Origin of the sequence: Faecalibacterium sp. AM43-5AT (assembly GCF_003603345.1) — a bacterium.
Classification (GTDB): Bacteria; Bacillota; Clostridia; order Oscillospirales; family Ruminococcaceae; genus Faecalibacterium; species Faecalibacterium taiwanense.
Genome location: NZ_QVGZ01000003.1, coordinates 143299 through 159807, shown reverse-complemented (window position 1 = coordinate 159807; position 16509 = coordinate 143299). Strand labels below are relative to the sequence as shown.

Genomic DNA, 16509 nt, shown 5'->3' with positions numbered 1-16509 from the left:
AGATGGACAAGCATTCCAAAAAATCTTCCTCGCTCCTGCACTACCCGGTGCTGGTGGTGTTCAGCCTGTTCTTTATTGGTCTGTTCGCACTGGACCTTATTACACCGGACCGCGCCTACAGCGAGATGGAAAACACCACCCTTTCCCAGCGCCCGGCGCTGACCCAGCTTTCCGCCAAGGGGCTGAACAGCTACTTTACCGCCTACACAAAGTACGTGAAGGATCAGGTGTTCGGCCGCGATGAGTGGATCAGCCTGCAGAGCGTAGTGGAGACCACCCTGCTGCAGAAGGAGCAGAACGGCGGCATCCTGCTGGGCAAGGAGCACATGATGTTCCCCCGCACCTTCAGCCTGCTGGACAGCGAGAACCGCACCCTGCCCAAGAACACCGCCGCTGTGGAAGCACTGTGCCAGCGCCACCCGGGTAAGGTGGATGTACTGCTGGCCCCGGCAGCATCGGTCATTTACCCGGAAAACGTGCCTGCAAACGCGCCGCTGCTGGATGAGGATGCCTATCTCGACCAGCTTTCCGCCGCCGTACAGGCCGCCGGAGGGCGCTTTGTGGATGTGCGGCAGACCCTTGCCGAACACAAGGACGAATATATCTACTACCGCACCGACCATCACTGGACGAGCCTTGGCGCATACTACGCCTACCAGCAGCTGTGCGGTACGCTGAGCCTGACCCCCTTCGACCCCGCCGCGCACACGGCTCTGACCGCCGAAAATTTCTACGGCACCCACTACTCCAAGGCACGCACATGGAATGCCGTGCCGGATACTATCACCTACTACGACCTGCCGAACAGCCTGACCATCTATAACGTCACCGCTGCAGGCCAGCCCGCAGACGGCCAGACCACCGGCCTGTACGACACGGACAAGCTGAACGTGTACGATAAGTACGCCATGTTCCTGCATGGCAACAACGGCCTGAGCCGCATTGAGGGCGACGGCACCGGGCGCATTCTGGTAATCAAGGACAGCTACGCCAACTGCTTTGCACCCTACCTGACCGCAAACTACGCCCAGATCGATGTGGTGGACTTCCGCAACTACAACTACGGTCTGGATCAGCTGATCGCGGATAACGATTATGACCAGATCCTGGTGCTGTACAGCTTTGACAGCTTCAAGAGCGACCCGTACCTCTACCGTGCCGGTGTGGCCGGGTAAACATGGCAGCGCCTTTTCCGCAAAGGAAAGGGCGCTGTTGTTTTATGTCAAATTATTGCAGTCTTTTTTCACAAATTTTTCCAGTTCTTTTCGGAAGTCTCTCCAGTTTTTGCGCACTCTGCCCATTCACCCCTTGAAAAAATGCAACGGGTGTTGTACAATGGCGATATAGAGCAGTTGCTCTTCACCGATGGTTCGATTTGGTGTGAACAGTGCATAGAATGTGCTGATACGATCTTTGATTCAAAGGAGTGTTATTATGGAAAACAAGATCATGATGCCTGCTTCCTACAACGTTCTTTCCTGCGAAGAGATGACCTACACCGAGGGCGGTGCTACCTTTACGGAAGCTCTGCTGAACTGGATTCCGCCCATTGGCTGGTACATGGGTGTTACCGCCATGCGCAACTACCGCAAGAGCCACCCCAACGACTGGCTGGATACCGGTCTGGATGCTCTGAGCCGCGATATGGATTCCAGTGCGCAGAACATGCTGCGTGATCTGGGACGCATCGTCTGGGTCACCGCGACCAGCGCTACCGGCGTTGGTTTTCTGGTCAATGCTGCCATCGTCCTGCTCTGACCCTGCTCATAAGATCCGTCCGGAGAGACCAAAGACCCCTTTACCCGCGGCCTTTTCCGCCAGAGAGGGCCGCGGGCTTTTCATCAAGCAGAAATAAGAAATCGGCTGCCTGAGCACTGTATACCGTCTGAACGGCCTTTTGCCTGCAGAGAACAGCACTGCTTTCCTTTTCCTGCAAGCAACTACTCGCGTCATGCGGCGGCGCGCCCTGCTTCATGAGAACGGTCTCCAAGCGCATATCCCGGTTTATTTTTGGGTTTTAAACAGTGCGATCTTGCACTGTCTGGATAGCTTTGATTCAAAGGAGTGTTATTATGGAAAACAAAATGATGATGCCTGCTTCTTACAACGTCCTGTCTAATGAAGAAATGACCTACACCGAAGGCGGTGCTACTGTCGGTCAGGCACTGGCAGCTTGGTTCTGGCCCGGCTATGCTACCCAGATCGGCATTGGCAAGTGCCGTGAGGAAGTTGCAAAGGACCGCGACAACTGGCTGTCCAATGCATGGAACAACATGTTGGCCGAGTGCAAGGGCAACGTGACCAACGGCTTCTACTACGCTGGTATCATTGTCAACAACGCAGTCTTTACCATCGGCAGTCTGGGTCTGTATGCTGTTGCTGCTCTGGGCAACATCTACTTCTAATTTTCAGGAGTACACCAAAGGGCTTTTTGCGGCGGCTCTTCAGCGGAAGAGCCGCCGCTTTTTTTATCAAACCTAAAAAAGGAGTTTTGCTTTATGACGAACGCCATTACTTATCCTGCTGCATACAATGTTTTGTCCTGCGAAGAAATGACCTACACCGAGGGCGGCGTAGGTGTTGTGGAAGCCGCCATGGCATGGTTCCCGCTGTACGGCTGGTACAAGGCTGTTTCTGCCATCCACGATTACCGCAAGGCAAATATCAACTCCAACTGGGTGGAAAACGGCATGAACGCTCTGGTTGCCCATGCTGAAAAAAGCCCCACGAACACCATCCATGACATCGGCTGCAGCTTCTGGTTCATTGGTTCCTGCGCAACCATCATCGGCCTGGTGCCCAACGCCCTGCTGATCTTCGGCAACTAAGTCCCGGTCTCTGTTCTGAAAAAAAAACAAAAGCGGCGGCACCTCCCGTTTGGGAAGTGCCGCCGCTTTTTATGTTATGCGGTTTTCCGTCTCAGCTGTTGAACATGTCCTTCAGCTTTTTGAAGAAGCCCTTGCGCTTTTCGTAGTTTTCTTCTTTCAGGGTGCCTTCGAACTTCTTCAGGGCCTCCCGCTGGGTCTTGTTCAGCTTCTTGGGGATCTCCACCTCGCACTTGACGTACATATCACCGCGGCCGCGGCCATTCAGGTACTGGATGCCCTTGCCGCGCAGGCGGAAGGTGGTGCCGCTCTGGGTGCCCTCGGGCACAGTGTACTCCACCTTGCCGTCAATGGAGGGCACCTGCACGGTGTCGCCCAGCACAGCCTGACTGTAAGTGATGGGCACTGTGACCCACACATCGTAGCCATCGCGCTGGAACACCTCGCTGGGGCGCACCGTGACCATGACGATCACATCACCGGCAGGACCGCCGTTTGCACCGGCATCGCCCATGCCGCGCAGTGCAAAGCTCTGGTCGTCGTCGATGCCCATGGGGATGGACACCTCCAGCGTCTTCTTGCTTGCCACCTTGCCGCTGCCATGGCAGACCTTGCAGGGGTTCTTGACCAGCTTGCCCTTGCCGCCGCAGCGGGAGCAGGGCTGCTGGGTCTGCATCACGCCGAAGGGGGTGCGCTGCTGACGGATCACGAAGCCGCGGCCGCCGCAGTCCGGGCAGGTCTCGGGGCTGGTGCCGGCAGCGCAGCCGCTGCCGTGGCACTCGGTGCACTCCTGCTGGCGGGTGATGGTGATGTTCTTCTTACAGCCGTGCACGGCCTCGTCAAAGCTCAGGGTGATGCGCACACGGATGTCCTGACCCTTGCGTGGGGCGTTGGGATTGGCCCGACGGGACGAACCGCCAAAGCCACCGAAGCCGCCGCCAAAGATATCGCCGAAAATGTCACCCAGATCCACGCCGTCGCCGCCAAAACCGCCAAAGCCGCCCGCACCGGGGCCGCCGCCGTTCTGTGCTGCATAGGCAGGGTCAACACCTGCAAAGCCGTACTGATCGTACAGCTGGCGCTTCTTCGGGTCCGAAAGCACCTCGTTTGCTTCGTTTACTTCCTTGAACTTTTCCTCGGCATCCTTATCGCCGGGGTTATAGTCCGGGTGGTATTTCATTGCAAGCTTGCGGTATGCCTTTTTGATCTCGGCATCGGTCGCAGTCTTGGATACCCCCAGCACTTCGTAGTAATCACGCTTTTCCTGTGCCATATCCACTCACCTCTCCGGGAACGTTTGATCCGGGAAACGCCCCGGTTGGTTCCTCGCTCTATAACCAGCAAGAGCCGCTCCGGCAAAACCGGAGCGGCTTTTGCTATTCCACGCGTGCGTCCGCCGGTTTGGCCGGGCACACACTGCTGTGTTTTTTATCAGACTTCCTTGAAGTCGGCATCCACAACGCCGTCATCACCCGGCTTCTGCTGGTTGTTTGCACCTGCATCGGGGCCGGGCTGTGCACCGGCGGCCTGCTGTGCGGCAGCGGCTGCCTGATACATCTTCTCGAACACCTGGCTCAGAGCTTCCTGCTTTGCCTTGATGTCGTCCACGTTGCCGGACTGAACAGCGGTCTTCAGGTCGGCCAGTTTGCTCTCGGCCTCGCTCTTCACGTCGGCGGGCAGCTTGTCGCCGTTCTCCTTCAGCATCTTCTCGGTCTGGAACACCATCTGGTCGGCACCGTTGCGGATATCGACCTCTTCACGCTTCTTCTTATCGTCGGCAGCAAACTGCTCAGCTTCCTTCACAGCCTTGTCGATGTCCTCCTTGGACATGTTGGTGGAAGCGGTGATGGTGATGTTCTGCTCCTTGCCGGTGCCCAGATCCTTTGCGCTGACCTTCACGATGCCGTTTGCATCGATATCGAAGGTCACTTCGATCTGAGGCACACCACGGGGAGCCGGAGCAATGCCGTCCAGATGGAAGACACCCAGGCTCTTGTTGTCGCGGGCGAACTCACGCTCGCCCTGCAGAACGTTGACCTCAACAGAGGGCTGGTTGTCTGCAGCGGTGGAGAACACCTGACTCTTGTGGGTGGGGATGGTGGTGTTGCGGTCGATGATCTTGGTGCACACGCCGCCCAGAGTTTCAATGCCCAGGCTCAGCGGGGTGACATCCAGCAGCAGCAGACCCTTCACATCGCCCTGCAGCACGCCGCCCTGAATGGCAGCGCCCACAGCCACGCACTCATCGGGGTTGATGCCCTTGAAGGGCTCGCAGTTCAGTTCCTTCTTGACTGCATCGTAGACAGCGGGGATACGGGTGGAACCACCGACCATCAGGACCTTCTTCAGGTCAGAGGGACGCAGGCCTGCATCCTGCAGAGCCTTGCGGACGGGGCCCATGGTGCGATCGACCAGATCAGCGGTCAGCTCGTTGAACTTTGCGCGGGTCAGGGTCATATCCAAGTGCTTGGGGCCGGTAGCATCGGCAGTGATGAAGGGCAGGTTGATCTGGCTGCTCATTGCGCTGGACAGCTCGATCTTTGCCTTCTCGGCAGCTTCCTTCAGACGCTGCGCAGCCATCTTGTCCTTGCGCAGGTCGATGCCGTTCTCGGTCTGGAAGGCATCTGCCATCCAGTTGATGATGCGCTCATCGAAGTCATCGCCGCCCAGATGGGTATCACCGTTGGTGGCCAGAACTTCGGTAACGCCGTCGCCCATCTCGATGATAGAGACATCGAAGGTGCCGCCGCCCAGATCGTAGACCATGATCTTCTGGTCTTCTTCCTTATCGATGCCGTATGCCAGAGAAGCGGCAGTAGGCTCGTTGATGATACGCTTGACGTTCAGGCCTGCAATGGTGCCTGCGTCCTTGGTAGCCTGACGCTGGCTGTCGTTGAAGTATGCAGGAACGGTAATGACGGCCTCGGTAACAGGCTCGCCCAGATAAGCCTCGGCATCAGCCTTCAGCTTCTGCAGGATCATAGCGCTGACCTGCTGGGGAGTGTACTCCTTGCCGTTCAGGGTCACCTTGTGGTCGGTGCCCATGAAGCGCTTGATGGAAGCAACGGTGTTCTCAGGGTTGGTGATGGCCTGACGCTTTGCCACCTGACCCACCAGACGGTCGCCGGTCTTGGTGAAGCCCACCACAGACGGGGTGGTGCGTGCACCCTCAGAGTTTGCGATAACAACGGGCTCGCCGCCCTCCATGACAGCCACGCAGCTGTTGGTAGTACCAAGGTCGATACCAATGATCTTACTCATAATGAAAACTCCTCTCGAAAGAACAAATCTTATTGTTTATGTGATGCTCAAATGTTTGTAAGCGGATGTTATATTCAAAACCCTTTCGGGTTTCTGCTTTGTTATTCGGCCACTACAACGGTCGCATGGCGGACGATCTTATCGCCCAGCTTGTAGCCCTTCTGGTAGACCGTGATGACGGTGCCGCTCTCCTGTCCATCCGGGGCGGGGATCTGCTGCACTGCGTTCATGAAGTTGGGGTCAAAGGGCTTGCCCAGCGCTTCGATCTCCTCCACATGGAGGGCATCCAGCGCCTTGGCGGCCTTGTCCAGCGTCATGGTCACGCCCTTTTTGTAGTTCTCGTCGGTGGTGGGGGCATTTGCTGCCATCTCCAGCGTGTCCAGAATGGGAATGATCTGGTTCACCGCAAAGGAAATGCCATCGTTGAACTTCTGGTCGGCTTCGCGGGTGGAGCGCTTGCGGTAGTTCTCGTACTCCGCTGCCATGCGCAGCAGCTGGTCTTTGGCCTGTGCAGCGTTGGCTTCGGCAGCATCCAGCTTTGCCTTTACGGCTTCCAGCTCACGGGCCTTCTTGTTGAACCAGCCGCCATCCTTCTTCTTGTCATCCTTCGGGTCGGCAGCTTCAGCAGCAGGTTCCTGTTCGGGTGCTGCCTGCTGGGCCTTTTCCTCGGGAGCCGTTTCGGGCTGCTCCGCTTCCTGAGCCGGAGCCGTCTTTTTTGCTTCTTCGCTCATTCCAGATCCTCCTTATAGATCACAGTCCGCCGCGGTACGGCAGCCTGCGGGGTGTCTTTTCGTTTGCCGCTCATGCCCTCGCCCAGCTGATCTGCAAAGTAATGCAGCAGCGGCATCAGTTTCTGGAAGGGCATCCGGGTGGGGCCGATCAATGCAATGGAACCCCACAGGCCTCCGCCCACCAGATACCGGTCGCTCACGATGCACAGGCCCGGGATCTGCGGTTCCAGATCCTCGCCCAGCAGCACGCTCTCACTGCGTTCCGCCGGAGGTGCGATCAGGCCAGCGGCCTGCTCCTCGTCATTCAGCAGTGTGAGGATGTCGCCCACCTTGCCGTCCAGCTGGGGCCAGTCCAGCAGATACTGCTCGCCGCCCAGAAATACATGGGGCTTGACGGAATCCTGCAGGATGGCAGCCGCTGCACTGATAACGGGCACCAGCTCCGGGTCGATCTGGCTGCACAGCTCTGCCAGCAGCCGGGTGGAAAGATCCACCGGCGCTACAAAGGTAAGGTTGCGGTTGAGCAGTGCGGCAAGTGCTGCCGCATTCTCGCGGGAAAGACCGGTGCGCACCCGTGCCACACGGGTACGAACGTAACCGGCCGTGGTAACGGCCAGCACAGCCGCTGCGCTGCGGCCCACCTGAACCACTTCATAGTGGGCGATGCACAGGTCTTCGGCACATGGGGTGCTGATGGCGGCGGTGCAGCCGCTGATGGCGGCCAGCGCCTTGGCGGCACCTGCGGCCAGCTTTTCCGGCTCATGGTCGAGGCTTGCGAACACCGCATCCACACGGGCGCGGCTCACACGATCCAGCGGCTGATCGTCGGTCAGCAGATTATCAAGGTAGTAACGGTAGCCCTTGGCACTGGGCACACGGCCCGCGCTGGTGTGGGGCTGCTCCAGCAGGCCCAGCTTTGTCAGCGCCGCCATCTCATTGCGAAGCGTTGCGCTGGAAACTGCCATGTCAAAGTAGTTTGCCAGCACGCTGCTGCCAACGGGCTCGCCTTCGAGACCATACAGCGCCACGATCGCCTGCAAGACTCGCTGCTTGCGTGCATCCATCGTCATAGCGCCTGCCTCCTTTTTGCGTTCGCTTTGTTTGTTTAGCACTCCTTGTTCCTGAGTGCTAAGACCATTATAGCCAATTTTCCGGTGCTGTCAAGCCCCTTGGAAAAATGTTTTAAAAGATTCATAATTCTGTCATAAACGAAGAAAGCGCCCTCCTTATTATAAGGAAAGCGCTCTGGCATGTTCTTTACTCTTCCATCTGCCTTGCCAGAAATGCCGCTGCCACATTCACGGCCTTGAGCTGGGCGGCATCCGGCGTGGCCGTGCGGTCTTCGGTCAGCAGGGCCACCACGCCGGTCACATCGCCCGCCGCAATGATGGGTGCGGCGCACAGTACTGCTCGGGGCGAGCCCTCGCAGGGCAGGATGCACTTTTCGGCAATGCCCTCGCTCTGGTACAGCCTGCGGCCGTCTATCAGCTTTTCCAGCGGCTGGCTGATGCTGCGGTCGGCCAGTTCCCGTCGGCCGGAGCCGCTCACCGTCAGGATGCGGTCGCGGTCGGCCACCAGTGCGGTCAGCGCAAAGCTTTTGCTGAGCACCTCGGTATACTGGGCCGCTACTGCGTTCATCTCGCCAATGGGCGAATACTTTTTAAAGATCACCTCGCCGTCGCCTGTGGTGAAGATCTCCAGCGGGTCGCCGCGGCGGATGCGCTGGGTGCGGCGGATCTCCTTGGGGATCACCACCCGGCCCAGCTCGTCGATGCGGCGCACGATTCCTGTTGCTTTCATGTTTTTGCTCCTCCGTTTCCTTAAAAATGCCTGCAGCACTAGTATCTGTCAGGCCGGGCCATTTATACCTGCTGCCCCCGCGCAAAAAGACCTGCACGGAAAGCTGTCTCTTCGTTGCGTTTCCGGCAGGGTTCTGCTACAATGATACAAAAAGCCGTTTTCATAAGCACAGCACCCCGCTTATGAAGACAGATCCTAAAATTCTGCTGAGAAAGGCAGGTGTCCGGATGCCGAACATCCTCATTCTGGGCGGCGGTGCCGCCGGTCTTGCAGCCGCGCTGGCGGCGGCACAAAGTGCCCCCGCTGCACAGGTCATTGTGCTGGAGCGCAACCCGAAGCCGGGCAAAAAGCTGCTTGCCACCGGCAATGGCCGCTGCAATCTGGATAACACCGGCATTGCACCGGAGCTGTATTTCACTGCCGACCCGGCAGCACTTCGTCCGCTGCTGGATGCCGTAAATACCGCCGACCCGCTGCGCTGGTTCCGTGCGCTGGGGCTTTACACCCGCACCGACGAGGCGGGCCGGGTGTATCCGTACTCCAATCAGGCGGCGGACGTGCTGGCCCTGCTGGAGCACCACCTTGCGCAGCACCATGTGCAGCTGCGCACCGGCTGCACCGTGCGCACCCTGAGCCAGAGCCGCAGCGGCTACGCCGTGCAGTTCGATACGGCAGAGGGCTCTGCCGAAACGCTGCGCGCCGATGCCGTCATCTGCGCCATGGGCGGCGAGGCAGGGCCGCAGTTCGGCACCGACGGCTTTGGCACCCGGTTTGCCGCCCAGTGCGGCGGCAGGGTGGAGCCGCTGTACCCCTGCCTGACCGCCCTGCAGTGCGCAAAGCCCCGCAAAGCGCTGGCTGGCATCCGTGCCAAGGCAGCAGCATCCCTGCTGGACGGTGCCCGTGTGCTTGCCTGCGAGAACGGCGAGGTACAGTTCACCGATTACGGCCTTTCCGGCATCTGCATCATGCAGCTGTCCGGCCTGCTGGCCCCGGGCCGCGGCCCCAAGGCTCCTGCTGTGGAGCTGGACCTCTTCCCGGCAGTGGACGAAACCGCACTTGCCAGCCTGTTTGCGGCCCACGCCGCCCAGACGGCAGGGGGCAGCGCCGTTGACTTCTGGCTGGGCCTGCTGAACCAGAAGCTGGGCCGTACTGTGTGGTCTGCCGCCGGGCTGCAGGACAGCGACGCGCCTGCCGTGCTCACCGCCGGACAGTGGCAGAAGCTGGCCCACACCGCCAAGCACTGGCGCTTTGAAGGGCTGACCCCCTGCAGCTGGAAGCAGGCCCAGACCACCGGCGGCGGGCTGGCCCTGCGGGAGGTGGATCAGCACTTCCAGTTCAAGGGCTGTCCGGGCCTTTACTTTGTGGGCGAAACGCTGGACTGCGCAGGCAGCTGCGGCGGTTTTAACCTGCACTGGGCGTTCGGCTCCGGCCTTGTGGCCGGGCGCAGCGCTGCAGGCCATGCTGCAGCAGGCCGTGCTCTGCCAAAAGCCTCCGCGCCCGTAAAGAGCAGAAAAAAGCCGCACAGGTAAAAATGAGCTTTAAATTTTCAACAAATGCTTGACATCTTGTGCAGATCGCATTATCATAAAGACAATAAAAGTTTGTTCAGAGAATCGAGCAGAACAAGCAAGGGGAGAGTCGAAAGGCCCTTTTGTTTGTCCTGCTCTTTTTCTTTTATTCGGCAAACGGAGCGATCAGGAGGTTTTTATGCTGGATGTAGCAATTATCGGCTGCGGTGTCATTGGTGCGGCAGCAGCCTATGAGCTGTCCCATTACCCGCTGCAGACCGCCATTTTCGAGGCTGAAAATGACGTGGCAGACTGCACCACCAAGGCCAACAGTGCCATTCTGCACGCTGGCTACGACCCCGAACCGGGCACCCGGATGGCGCGGCTCAACGTGGAGGGGTCCGCACTGGCCAAGGAGATCTGCGCCCGGCTGGATGTGCCGTACCTGCAGTGCGGCAGTCTGGTGCTGGCCCTCAGCCCGGAAGAGCTGCCCCACCTGCAGAAACTGTATGAGAACGGCATCGCCAACGGCGTGCCGGGCATCCGGCTGCTTTCCGCAGAGGAAACGCTTGCCATGGAACCGAATCTGGCCCCCACTGTCGTTGGCGCGCTGTATGCGCCCAGCGCCGCCATCGTCAGCCCGTGGGAGTTTGCGCTGGCAATGGCAGAAGTGGCTGTGCGCAACGGCGTGGAGCTGCACCGCAGCTGCCCTGTGACCCACATCGAAAAGACCGCCGGCGGCTGGGCACTGACCACCCCCTCCGGAATTGTGGAAACGCGCTATATCATCAATGCGGCGGGTGTCTCGGCGCAGGCCGTGCACGATATGGCCGCACCCCACGAATTTACCATCCAGCCCACCCGGGGCGAATACTACCTGCTGGATAAATCCGAGGGCAGCCGTGTGCACCACGTCATCTTCCAGTGCCCCAACGAAAACGGCAAGGGCGTTCTGGTGGCCCCCACCGTCCACGGCAACCTGATCGTCGGCCCGAACGCCGACCCCGTGGAAGGGGACGATACCGCCTGCACCGCCGCCGGGCTTGCCTTCGTCAGCGCGGCCGCGCGCCGCAGCGTGCCGAACATCCGCTTCAGCGAGTCCATCCGCAACTTTGCGGGTGTCCGCGCCAATGTGGACACGGGCGACTTCGTTATCGGCGAAGCGGAGGGCACCCCCGGCTTCATCGATCTGGCGGGCATGAAATCGCCCGGCCTTTCCAGTGCACCGGCCGTTGCCAGAGAAGCCGTCAAAATTCTGGAAGCCCACGGCGATCTGCCCGCCCCCAAGGCGGATTACAGGGATGGCCGCACCCGGGTGCGCTTCAAGGAGCTTCCGCCCGAAGAAAAAGCCCGGCTCATTGCAAAGGAACCCGCCTATGGCCGCGTGATCTGCCGCTGTGAGACGATCACCGAGGGCGAAATTCTGGACGCTCTGCACGAAGAGATTCCCGCCGCCACCATTGACGGTGTCAAGCGCCGCTGCGGTGCCGGTATGGGCCGCTGTCAGGGCGGCTTTTGCGGGCCGCGCGTGCTGGAACTGATCAGCAAAACGCTGGGCATCAGTCCGCTGGACGTGCTGCAGGATAAGGCCGGCACCAACGTCTTACTGTGCGAAACCAAACAGGAGGGAGAGCACCATGATTGATCTGGTCATCGTCGGCGGCGGCCCTGCAGGCCTTGCCGCAGCTTACAGCGCATGGCAGCATGGTCTGCGCGATATCCTTATCTTAGAGCGCGACAACGAGCTGGGCGGCATCCTGAACCAGTGCATCCACAACGGCTTCGGCCTGCACCGCTTTGGCGAGCAGCTCACCGGCCCGGAATACGCAGGCCGCTGCATTGAACTGCTGCGCTCCACCGGTGTCCGGGTGGAGCTGGGCACAATGGTGCTGGAGGTCACCCCGGACAAAAAGATCCACTGCGTCAGCCGGGAAAAGGGTTATCAGATCTTGGAAGCCAGAAGCATCATCCTCTGCATGGGGTGCCGGGAACGCACCCGCGGTGCCATTGGCATCCCGGGTACCCGCCCCGCCGGCATCTACACCGCCGGTGCTGCCCAGCGCTATGTCAACATGGAGGGCTATCTGGTAGGCAAGCGGGTGCTCATCCTCGGCAGCGGCGACATCGGCCTGATCATGGCCCGCCGCATGACGCTGGAAGGTGCCAAAGTACTGGCCTGCGTGGAGGTCATGCCGTATTCCGGCGGCCTGACCCGCAACATCGTGCAGTGCCTGCAGGACTTCGACATCCCCCTGTATCTGTCCCATACCATCGTGGATATTCAGGGCAAGGCCCGCGTGGAAAAGGCCACCGTTGCCAAGGTGGACGAAAACCGCCGCCCCATCCCGGGCACCGAGATGGAATTTGATGTGGACACCATCCTGCTCAGCGTCGGCCTGATCCCGGAAAATGAGCTGACCCGGCAGGCGGGCATCCCCATGGACCCTCACACCAAGGGCGCTGTGGTCTACGAGAATATGGAGACCGGCATCCCCGGTGTGTTCGCCTGCGGCAATGTGGTGCACGTGCATGATCTGGTGGACTTCGTTTCGGGCGAAAGCGACCTTGCCGGTGCTTCTGCGGCGGCCTATGTTTTGAAGGGCGAAGCCTCCGATACGGTTGTGCTTGACCTTGTTCCGGGCAATGGCGTGGGCTACACCGTGCCGCAGCGGGTGCGCCCCGCTGATGTGGACAGGAGCGTGAACATTTTCTTCCGCGTGCGGCAGAACTACGGCCCCAGCCAGATCACCGTGACCTGCGGCGGCAGGCAGCTGGCCCGGTTCAAGCGCCAGCGCATGGCTCCCGGCGAGATGGAGCACATCGCACTGCCCAAAGTCCTGCTGGAAAAAGCAGACGGCCCGCTGACCGTTGCGGTAGAGGAGGTTATTGCAGAATGAGCAGCATCAAAGAAGTGATTTGCATCTGCTGTCCCTGCGGCTGCCACTTGCAGGTGGACCCGGAAAATGATTATAATGTAACTGGAAACGCCTGTCCCAACGGTGCCGCCTACGGCAGGGAAGAGCTGACCCACCCCACCCGCATCCTCACCAGCACCGTGCGGGTAGAGGGTGGGCTGTATCCGCGCTGCCCGGTAAAAACTGCGCAGGCCGTGCCCAAAGAGAAGATGACCGAGGTCATGGCTGCGCTGGACCGCGTCACTCTGCACGCACCCGTCCGCACCGGACAGGTGGTGCTGGCAGATGTGTGCGGCACCGGCGTGGACGTTGTGGCGACACGAAATCTGTGATACACACTCCTGAAACGATACGGAGGAAGCAAAAGCATGAGTACAAAATATGTTCTGGCGCTGGATCAGGGAACCACCAGCAGCCGTGCCATCCTGTTCGACAATGAGCAGAATATCATTGCGGTGCAGCAGCGCGAGTTTGAGCAGATCTATCCGCAGCAGGGCTGGGTGGAGCACAACCCCATGGAGATCTGGTCCACCCAGTATGGAGTCATGAACGAGGTGGTGGCCCAGAGCGGTGTCGATGCCCACGATATCGCCGCTATTGGCATCACCAACCAGCGGGAGACCACCATCCTGTGGGAAAAGGCTACCGGCCGCCCCATCTACAATGCCATCGTCTGGCAGTGCCGCCGCACGGCTCCGCTGGTGGATGAACTGCTGCAGCAGCCCGGCATGGCAGACTACATCCGGGAGAACACCGGCCTGATGCCCGATGCCTATTTCTCCGCAACGAAGATCAAGTGGATCCTGGACAATGTGCCCGGTGCGCGGGAGCGCGCCGAGGCAGGGGAGATCCTGTTCGGCACTGTGGACACATGGCTGGTCTGGAAGCTGACCGGCGGCAGAGTGCATGTCACCGACCGCACCAACGCCAGCCGCACCATGCTGTATAACATCCGCACGCTGGACTGGGACGACACCCTGCTCAAAGCGCTGGATATCCCGCGCTGCATCCTGCCCCGCGTGACGGATTCCAGCGAGGTCTACGGCACCACCGATCTGTGCGGTGTGCAGATCCCGGTGGCCGGCATTGCCGGTGACCAGCAGGCTGCGCTGTTCGGACAGAGCTGCTTTCGCAAGGGCGAGGCCAAGAACACCTACGGCACCGGCTGCTTTTTGCTGATGAACACCGGCGATACCATCTGCCGCAGCCGGAACGGCCTGATCTCTACCATCGCCATCAGCCTGAACGGTAAGGTGGAGTACGCGCTGGAGGGCAGCGTCTTTGTGGGCGGTGCCGTCATCCAGTGGGTGCGCGACGGCCTGCGCATGATCCAGGAGAGCCGCGATGCGGAATACTATGCCCAGAAGGTGCCGGATAACGGCGGCATTTACATCGTGCCGGCCTTTACTGGTCTGGGTGCACCGTACTGGGATATGTACGCCCGCGGTGCCATTGTTGGCATCACCCGCGGCACCACCCAGAACCACATCATCCGCGCGGCAGAGGAGTCCATTGCCTACCAGAGCGCAGATCTTGTGGCGGCTATGGAAAAAGACATCGGCGTGCCCATCACCTCGCTGAAGGTGGATGGCGGCGCATCCCGCGACCAGTTCCTGATGCAGTTCCAGGCTGACATCCTGAACAAGACCGTGCTGCGCCCGGCCATCCGGGAGACGACCGCTCTGGGCGCTGCCTATCTGGCGGGCCTTGCCACCGGCGTATGGAAGGACCGGGACGAGATCCGCAGCCTGTGGCACTGCAATATGACCTTTGCCCCGCAGATGGAAGAGGCCGAGCGCACCCGCCTGCTGGCCGGCTGGCACAAGGCTGTGGGCCGCAGCTGCGACTGGGCAGAGCATTGATGATTTTCGTCTGACTTTATAGTTCGCGCACAAAATATTTTTAATTGTTTATCGTCATGGTCAGCTGTTCCAATACCACTACCATTCTGGGCGGCGGTGAGCTGATTGCAACCACATTCTGATAAAACCTAGATTTTACATTACAGCCGCCGTGTAACTTATTTACATGGCGGCTTTTTTGTAGAATAATATAAATCAAGTAATTGATAAAAAAGGAGTCTTACCCAATGCATCCTCTTGCTGAAACCCTGCTGGACGAACCGGTGATCGCCGCCGTGAAAACGGACGAAGCCCTGACTGCTGCGCTGGCTTCGCCCTGCAGCGCCGTTTTTCTGCTGGCGAGCACCCTGCTCACCGTAGACGGGCTTGTGCACCGCATACATGATGCTGGAAAACTGGCCGTGGTTCACATCGACCTTGTGGACGGCCTTTCGTCGCGGGAGATCGCGGTGGACTCCCTCAACGCCCTATGCCACCCGGACGGCATCATCTCCACCCGCCCGACCCTGATCCGCCGGGCGCGCCACCGCGGCCTGCTGACCGTCCAGCGGGCATTCATCCTGGATTCCCTCTCGCTGACCAGCCTGTCCGGCCAGCTGGAGCAGGGCAAGCCGGATTTTGTCGAGATCCTTCCCGGCATCATGCCCCGGGTCATCGTCGAGATCAGCGCCCGCACACAGGTGCCTGTCATTGCAGGCGGCCTGCTGCGGGACAAAGCCGACATCATGGCCGCCATGCGCGCAGGTGCCGCCGCAGTTTCCACCTCTGCGCCCTCCCTGTGGGATATCTGAGCCAGAACGAGATCCCAGCTGAAGTACGAAAAGCATAATAGTATCCTGGTGTTTTATCTGTTGAACATAAACTGTATCCTGCGCCGCAGAGCGTTCTACTGCCGCAGTAAAGTCATCGTAGATGCTTTCAATTGCCTGATAATACTTTGCTTCATTCAAAATCTGCCGGTATTTTCCGCGGGCAAAACAGGGGGCCACCACCGCATTGACCGCTGCTCCAAAAACGATTGCATCTTTTGGTGTGTTATGTAAATTGGGATCGTTTTTGCTCAGATACGCTTTGTTCTGATAGGTTGCTTTTGTCGAACCAGATAAGTAGTCTTTTTCCTGATCCAGATACGCACCTCTGCAAGATAATCCATTTCTTATTGATAAGTATAGCACAAATCGATCAATTGTTCTATCTACTTGCATCGATTCACGGCTGACTGCTCATCTGAAAGGAACTTCAAGAACCGTATAATATCATACCGATAGCCGTTCAACGTGGCTTCTGCCGTGCCAGAATACTTCTTGTCGTCCAAAAAATCTTGCTTTAGATTATCAAACCGGACTGCATTCTTCTGAATCTTCTTCATTTTTGTACCTTTGACCTCTAAAATTTTTGAAAAAATCATAGGTACAAGACAAAAAGCCAATATAAAACAAAAAAGACGATAAACCGTTTAGTTCAACGATTTATCGTCCTTTTGGTGCGCTCGAGGGAACTCGAATCCCTGGCCCTCTGATTAAAAGTCAGATGCTCTACCGGCTGAGCTACGAGCGCATATTTCCGCAGTGAACATACTGCCGAATAATATTACCACAACTTGCGCA

The 16509-nt window shown here is 59.0% G+C and carries 16 protein-coding genes and 1 tRNA gene; 10 read left to right on the top strand and 7 right to left on the bottom strand.

Going from position 1 to position 16509, the window contains the following annotated elements:
• Positions 1 to 2: 2 nt before the first annotated feature.
• The gene (locus DW937_RS05965; RefSeq protein WP_120120420.1) at positions 3 to 1175 is read left to right on the top strand and encodes a DHHW family protein; all 1173 of its coding nucleotides are present in this window, start codon (positions 3 to 5) and stop codon (positions 1173 to 1175) included.
• Between the two features lie 259 nt (positions 1176 to 1434).
• Positions 1435 to 1758 carry a hypothetical protein gene (locus tag DW937_RS05960; protein ID WP_005943572.1) on the top strand — a complete coding sequence of 108 codons (324 nt, stop codon included), beginning with the start codon at positions 1435 to 1437 and terminating at the stop codon, positions 1756 to 1758.
• A gap of 40 nt (positions 1759 to 1798) precedes the next feature.
• Here DW937_RS05960 and DW937_RS14895 read toward each other — a convergent pair whose 3' ends face one another.
• On the bottom strand, positions 1799 to 1975 hold the full coding sequence (locus DW937_RS14895; protein WP_158576340.1) for a hypothetical protein: 177 nt from the start codon (positions 1973 to 1975) through the stop codon (positions 1799 to 1801).
• Positions 1976 to 2072: 97 nt separating this feature from the next.
• Here DW937_RS14895 and DW937_RS05955 point away from each other — a divergent pair, with 97 nt between their 5' ends.
• Together DW937_RS05955 and DW937_RS05950 are read left to right on the top strand one after the other, a co-directional pair.
• Positions 2073 to 2405 (top strand): hypothetical protein, encoded by a 333-nt coding sequence (locus tag DW937_RS05955; protein WP_120120419.1) that lies wholly within the window; start codon positions 2073 to 2075, stop codon positions 2403 to 2405.
• A 93-nt stretch (positions 2406 to 2498) separates the two neighbouring features.
• The gene (locus DW937_RS05950) at positions 2499 to 2828 is read left to right on the top strand and encodes a hypothetical protein (RefSeq protein WP_005943576.1); all 330 of its coding nucleotides are present in this window, start codon (positions 2499 to 2501) and stop codon (positions 2826 to 2828) included.
• 91 nt (positions 2829 to 2919) lie between these two features.
• Here DW937_RS05950 and dnaJ read toward each other — a convergent pair whose 3' ends face one another.
• The 5 genes from dnaJ to DW937_RS05925 form a co-directional block, all read right to left on the bottom strand.
• Positions 2920 to 4098, bottom strand: a complete 1179-nt coding sequence (gene dnaJ, locus DW937_RS05945) for a molecular chaperone DnaJ (RefSeq protein WP_120120418.1) — start codon at positions 4096 to 4098, stop codon at positions 2920 to 2922.
• Between the two features lie 158 nt (positions 4099 to 4256).
• A complete protein-coding gene (gene dnaK, locus DW937_RS05940) occupies positions 4257 to 6086 on the bottom strand; it encodes a molecular chaperone DnaK (protein WP_005943578.1) in 1830 nt (609 codons plus the stop codon).
• Between the two features lie 101 nt (positions 6087 to 6187).
• Positions 6188 to 6817, bottom strand: a complete 630-nt coding sequence (locus tag DW937_RS05935; protein ID WP_005943579.1) for a nucleotide exchange factor GrpE — start codon at positions 6815 to 6817, stop codon at positions 6188 to 6190.
• Positions 6814 to 7887 carry a heat-inducible transcriptional repressor HrcA gene (gene hrcA, locus DW937_RS05930; protein WP_120120417.1) on the bottom strand — a complete coding sequence of 358 codons (1074 nt, stop codon included), beginning with the start codon at positions 7885 to 7887 and terminating at the stop codon, positions 6814 to 6816. The genes DW937_RS05935 and hrcA overlap by 4 nt, the downstream gene beginning before the upstream one ends.
• A 187-nt stretch (positions 7888 to 8074) precedes the next feature.
• Positions 8075 to 8617: a stage V sporulation T C-terminal domain-containing protein gene (locus tag DW937_RS05925; RefSeq protein WP_120020007.1), complete on the bottom strand. Its 543-nt coding sequence runs from the start codon at positions 8615 to 8617 to the stop codon at positions 8075 to 8077.
• Positions 8618 to 8844: 227 nt separating this feature from the next.
• On the opposite strand from DW937_RS05925, the gene DW937_RS05920 reads away from it, so the two are divergent.
• The 6 genes from DW937_RS05920 to DW937_RS05895 all read left to right on the top strand — a co-directional run bounded on the left by DW937_RS05920 (position 8845) and on the right by DW937_RS05895 (position 15693).
• Positions 8845 to 10146, top strand: coding sequence for an aminoacetone oxidase family FAD-binding enzyme (locus DW937_RS05920; protein ID WP_120120416.1), 1302 nt, complete (start codon positions 8845 to 8847; stop codon positions 10144 to 10146).
• A 178-nt stretch (positions 10147 to 10324) separates the two neighbouring features.
• Positions 10325 to 11770 carry an NAD(P)/FAD-dependent oxidoreductase gene (locus DW937_RS05915; RefSeq protein ID WP_120120415.1) on the top strand — a complete coding sequence of 482 codons (1446 nt, stop codon included), beginning with the start codon at positions 10325 to 10327 and terminating at the stop codon, positions 11768 to 11770.
• Complete coding sequence (locus DW937_RS05910) at positions 11763 to 13022, top strand: FAD-dependent oxidoreductase (RefSeq protein ID WP_120120414.1); 1260 nt, start codon at positions 11763 to 11765, stop codon at positions 13020 to 13022. Before DW937_RS05915 ends, DW937_RS05910 begins: the two co-directional genes overlap by 8 nt.
• Positions 13019 to 13372, top strand: coding sequence for a DUF1667 domain-containing protein (locus tag DW937_RS05905; RefSeq protein WP_005943592.1), 354 nt, complete (start codon positions 13019 to 13021; stop codon positions 13370 to 13372). Before DW937_RS05910 ends, DW937_RS05905 begins: the two co-directional genes overlap by 4 nt.
• 36 nt (positions 13373 to 13408) lie before the next feature.
• Complete coding sequence (gene glpK, locus DW937_RS05900; RefSeq protein WP_120120413.1) at positions 13409 to 14902, top strand: glycerol kinase GlpK; 1494 nt, start codon at positions 13409 to 13411, stop codon at positions 14900 to 14902.
• A gap of 227 nt (positions 14903 to 15129) precedes the next feature.
• Positions 15130 to 15693: a glycerol-3-phosphate responsive antiterminator gene (locus DW937_RS05895; RefSeq protein WP_120120412.1), complete on the top strand. Its 564-nt coding sequence runs from the start codon at positions 15130 to 15132 to the stop codon at positions 15691 to 15693.
• Between the two features lie 690 nt (positions 15694 to 16383).
• Here DW937_RS05895 and DW937_RS05890 read toward each other — a convergent pair.
• Positions 16384 to 16459, bottom strand: a tRNA-Lys gene (locus DW937_RS05890).
• Positions 16460 to 16509: the final 50 nt, after the last annotated feature.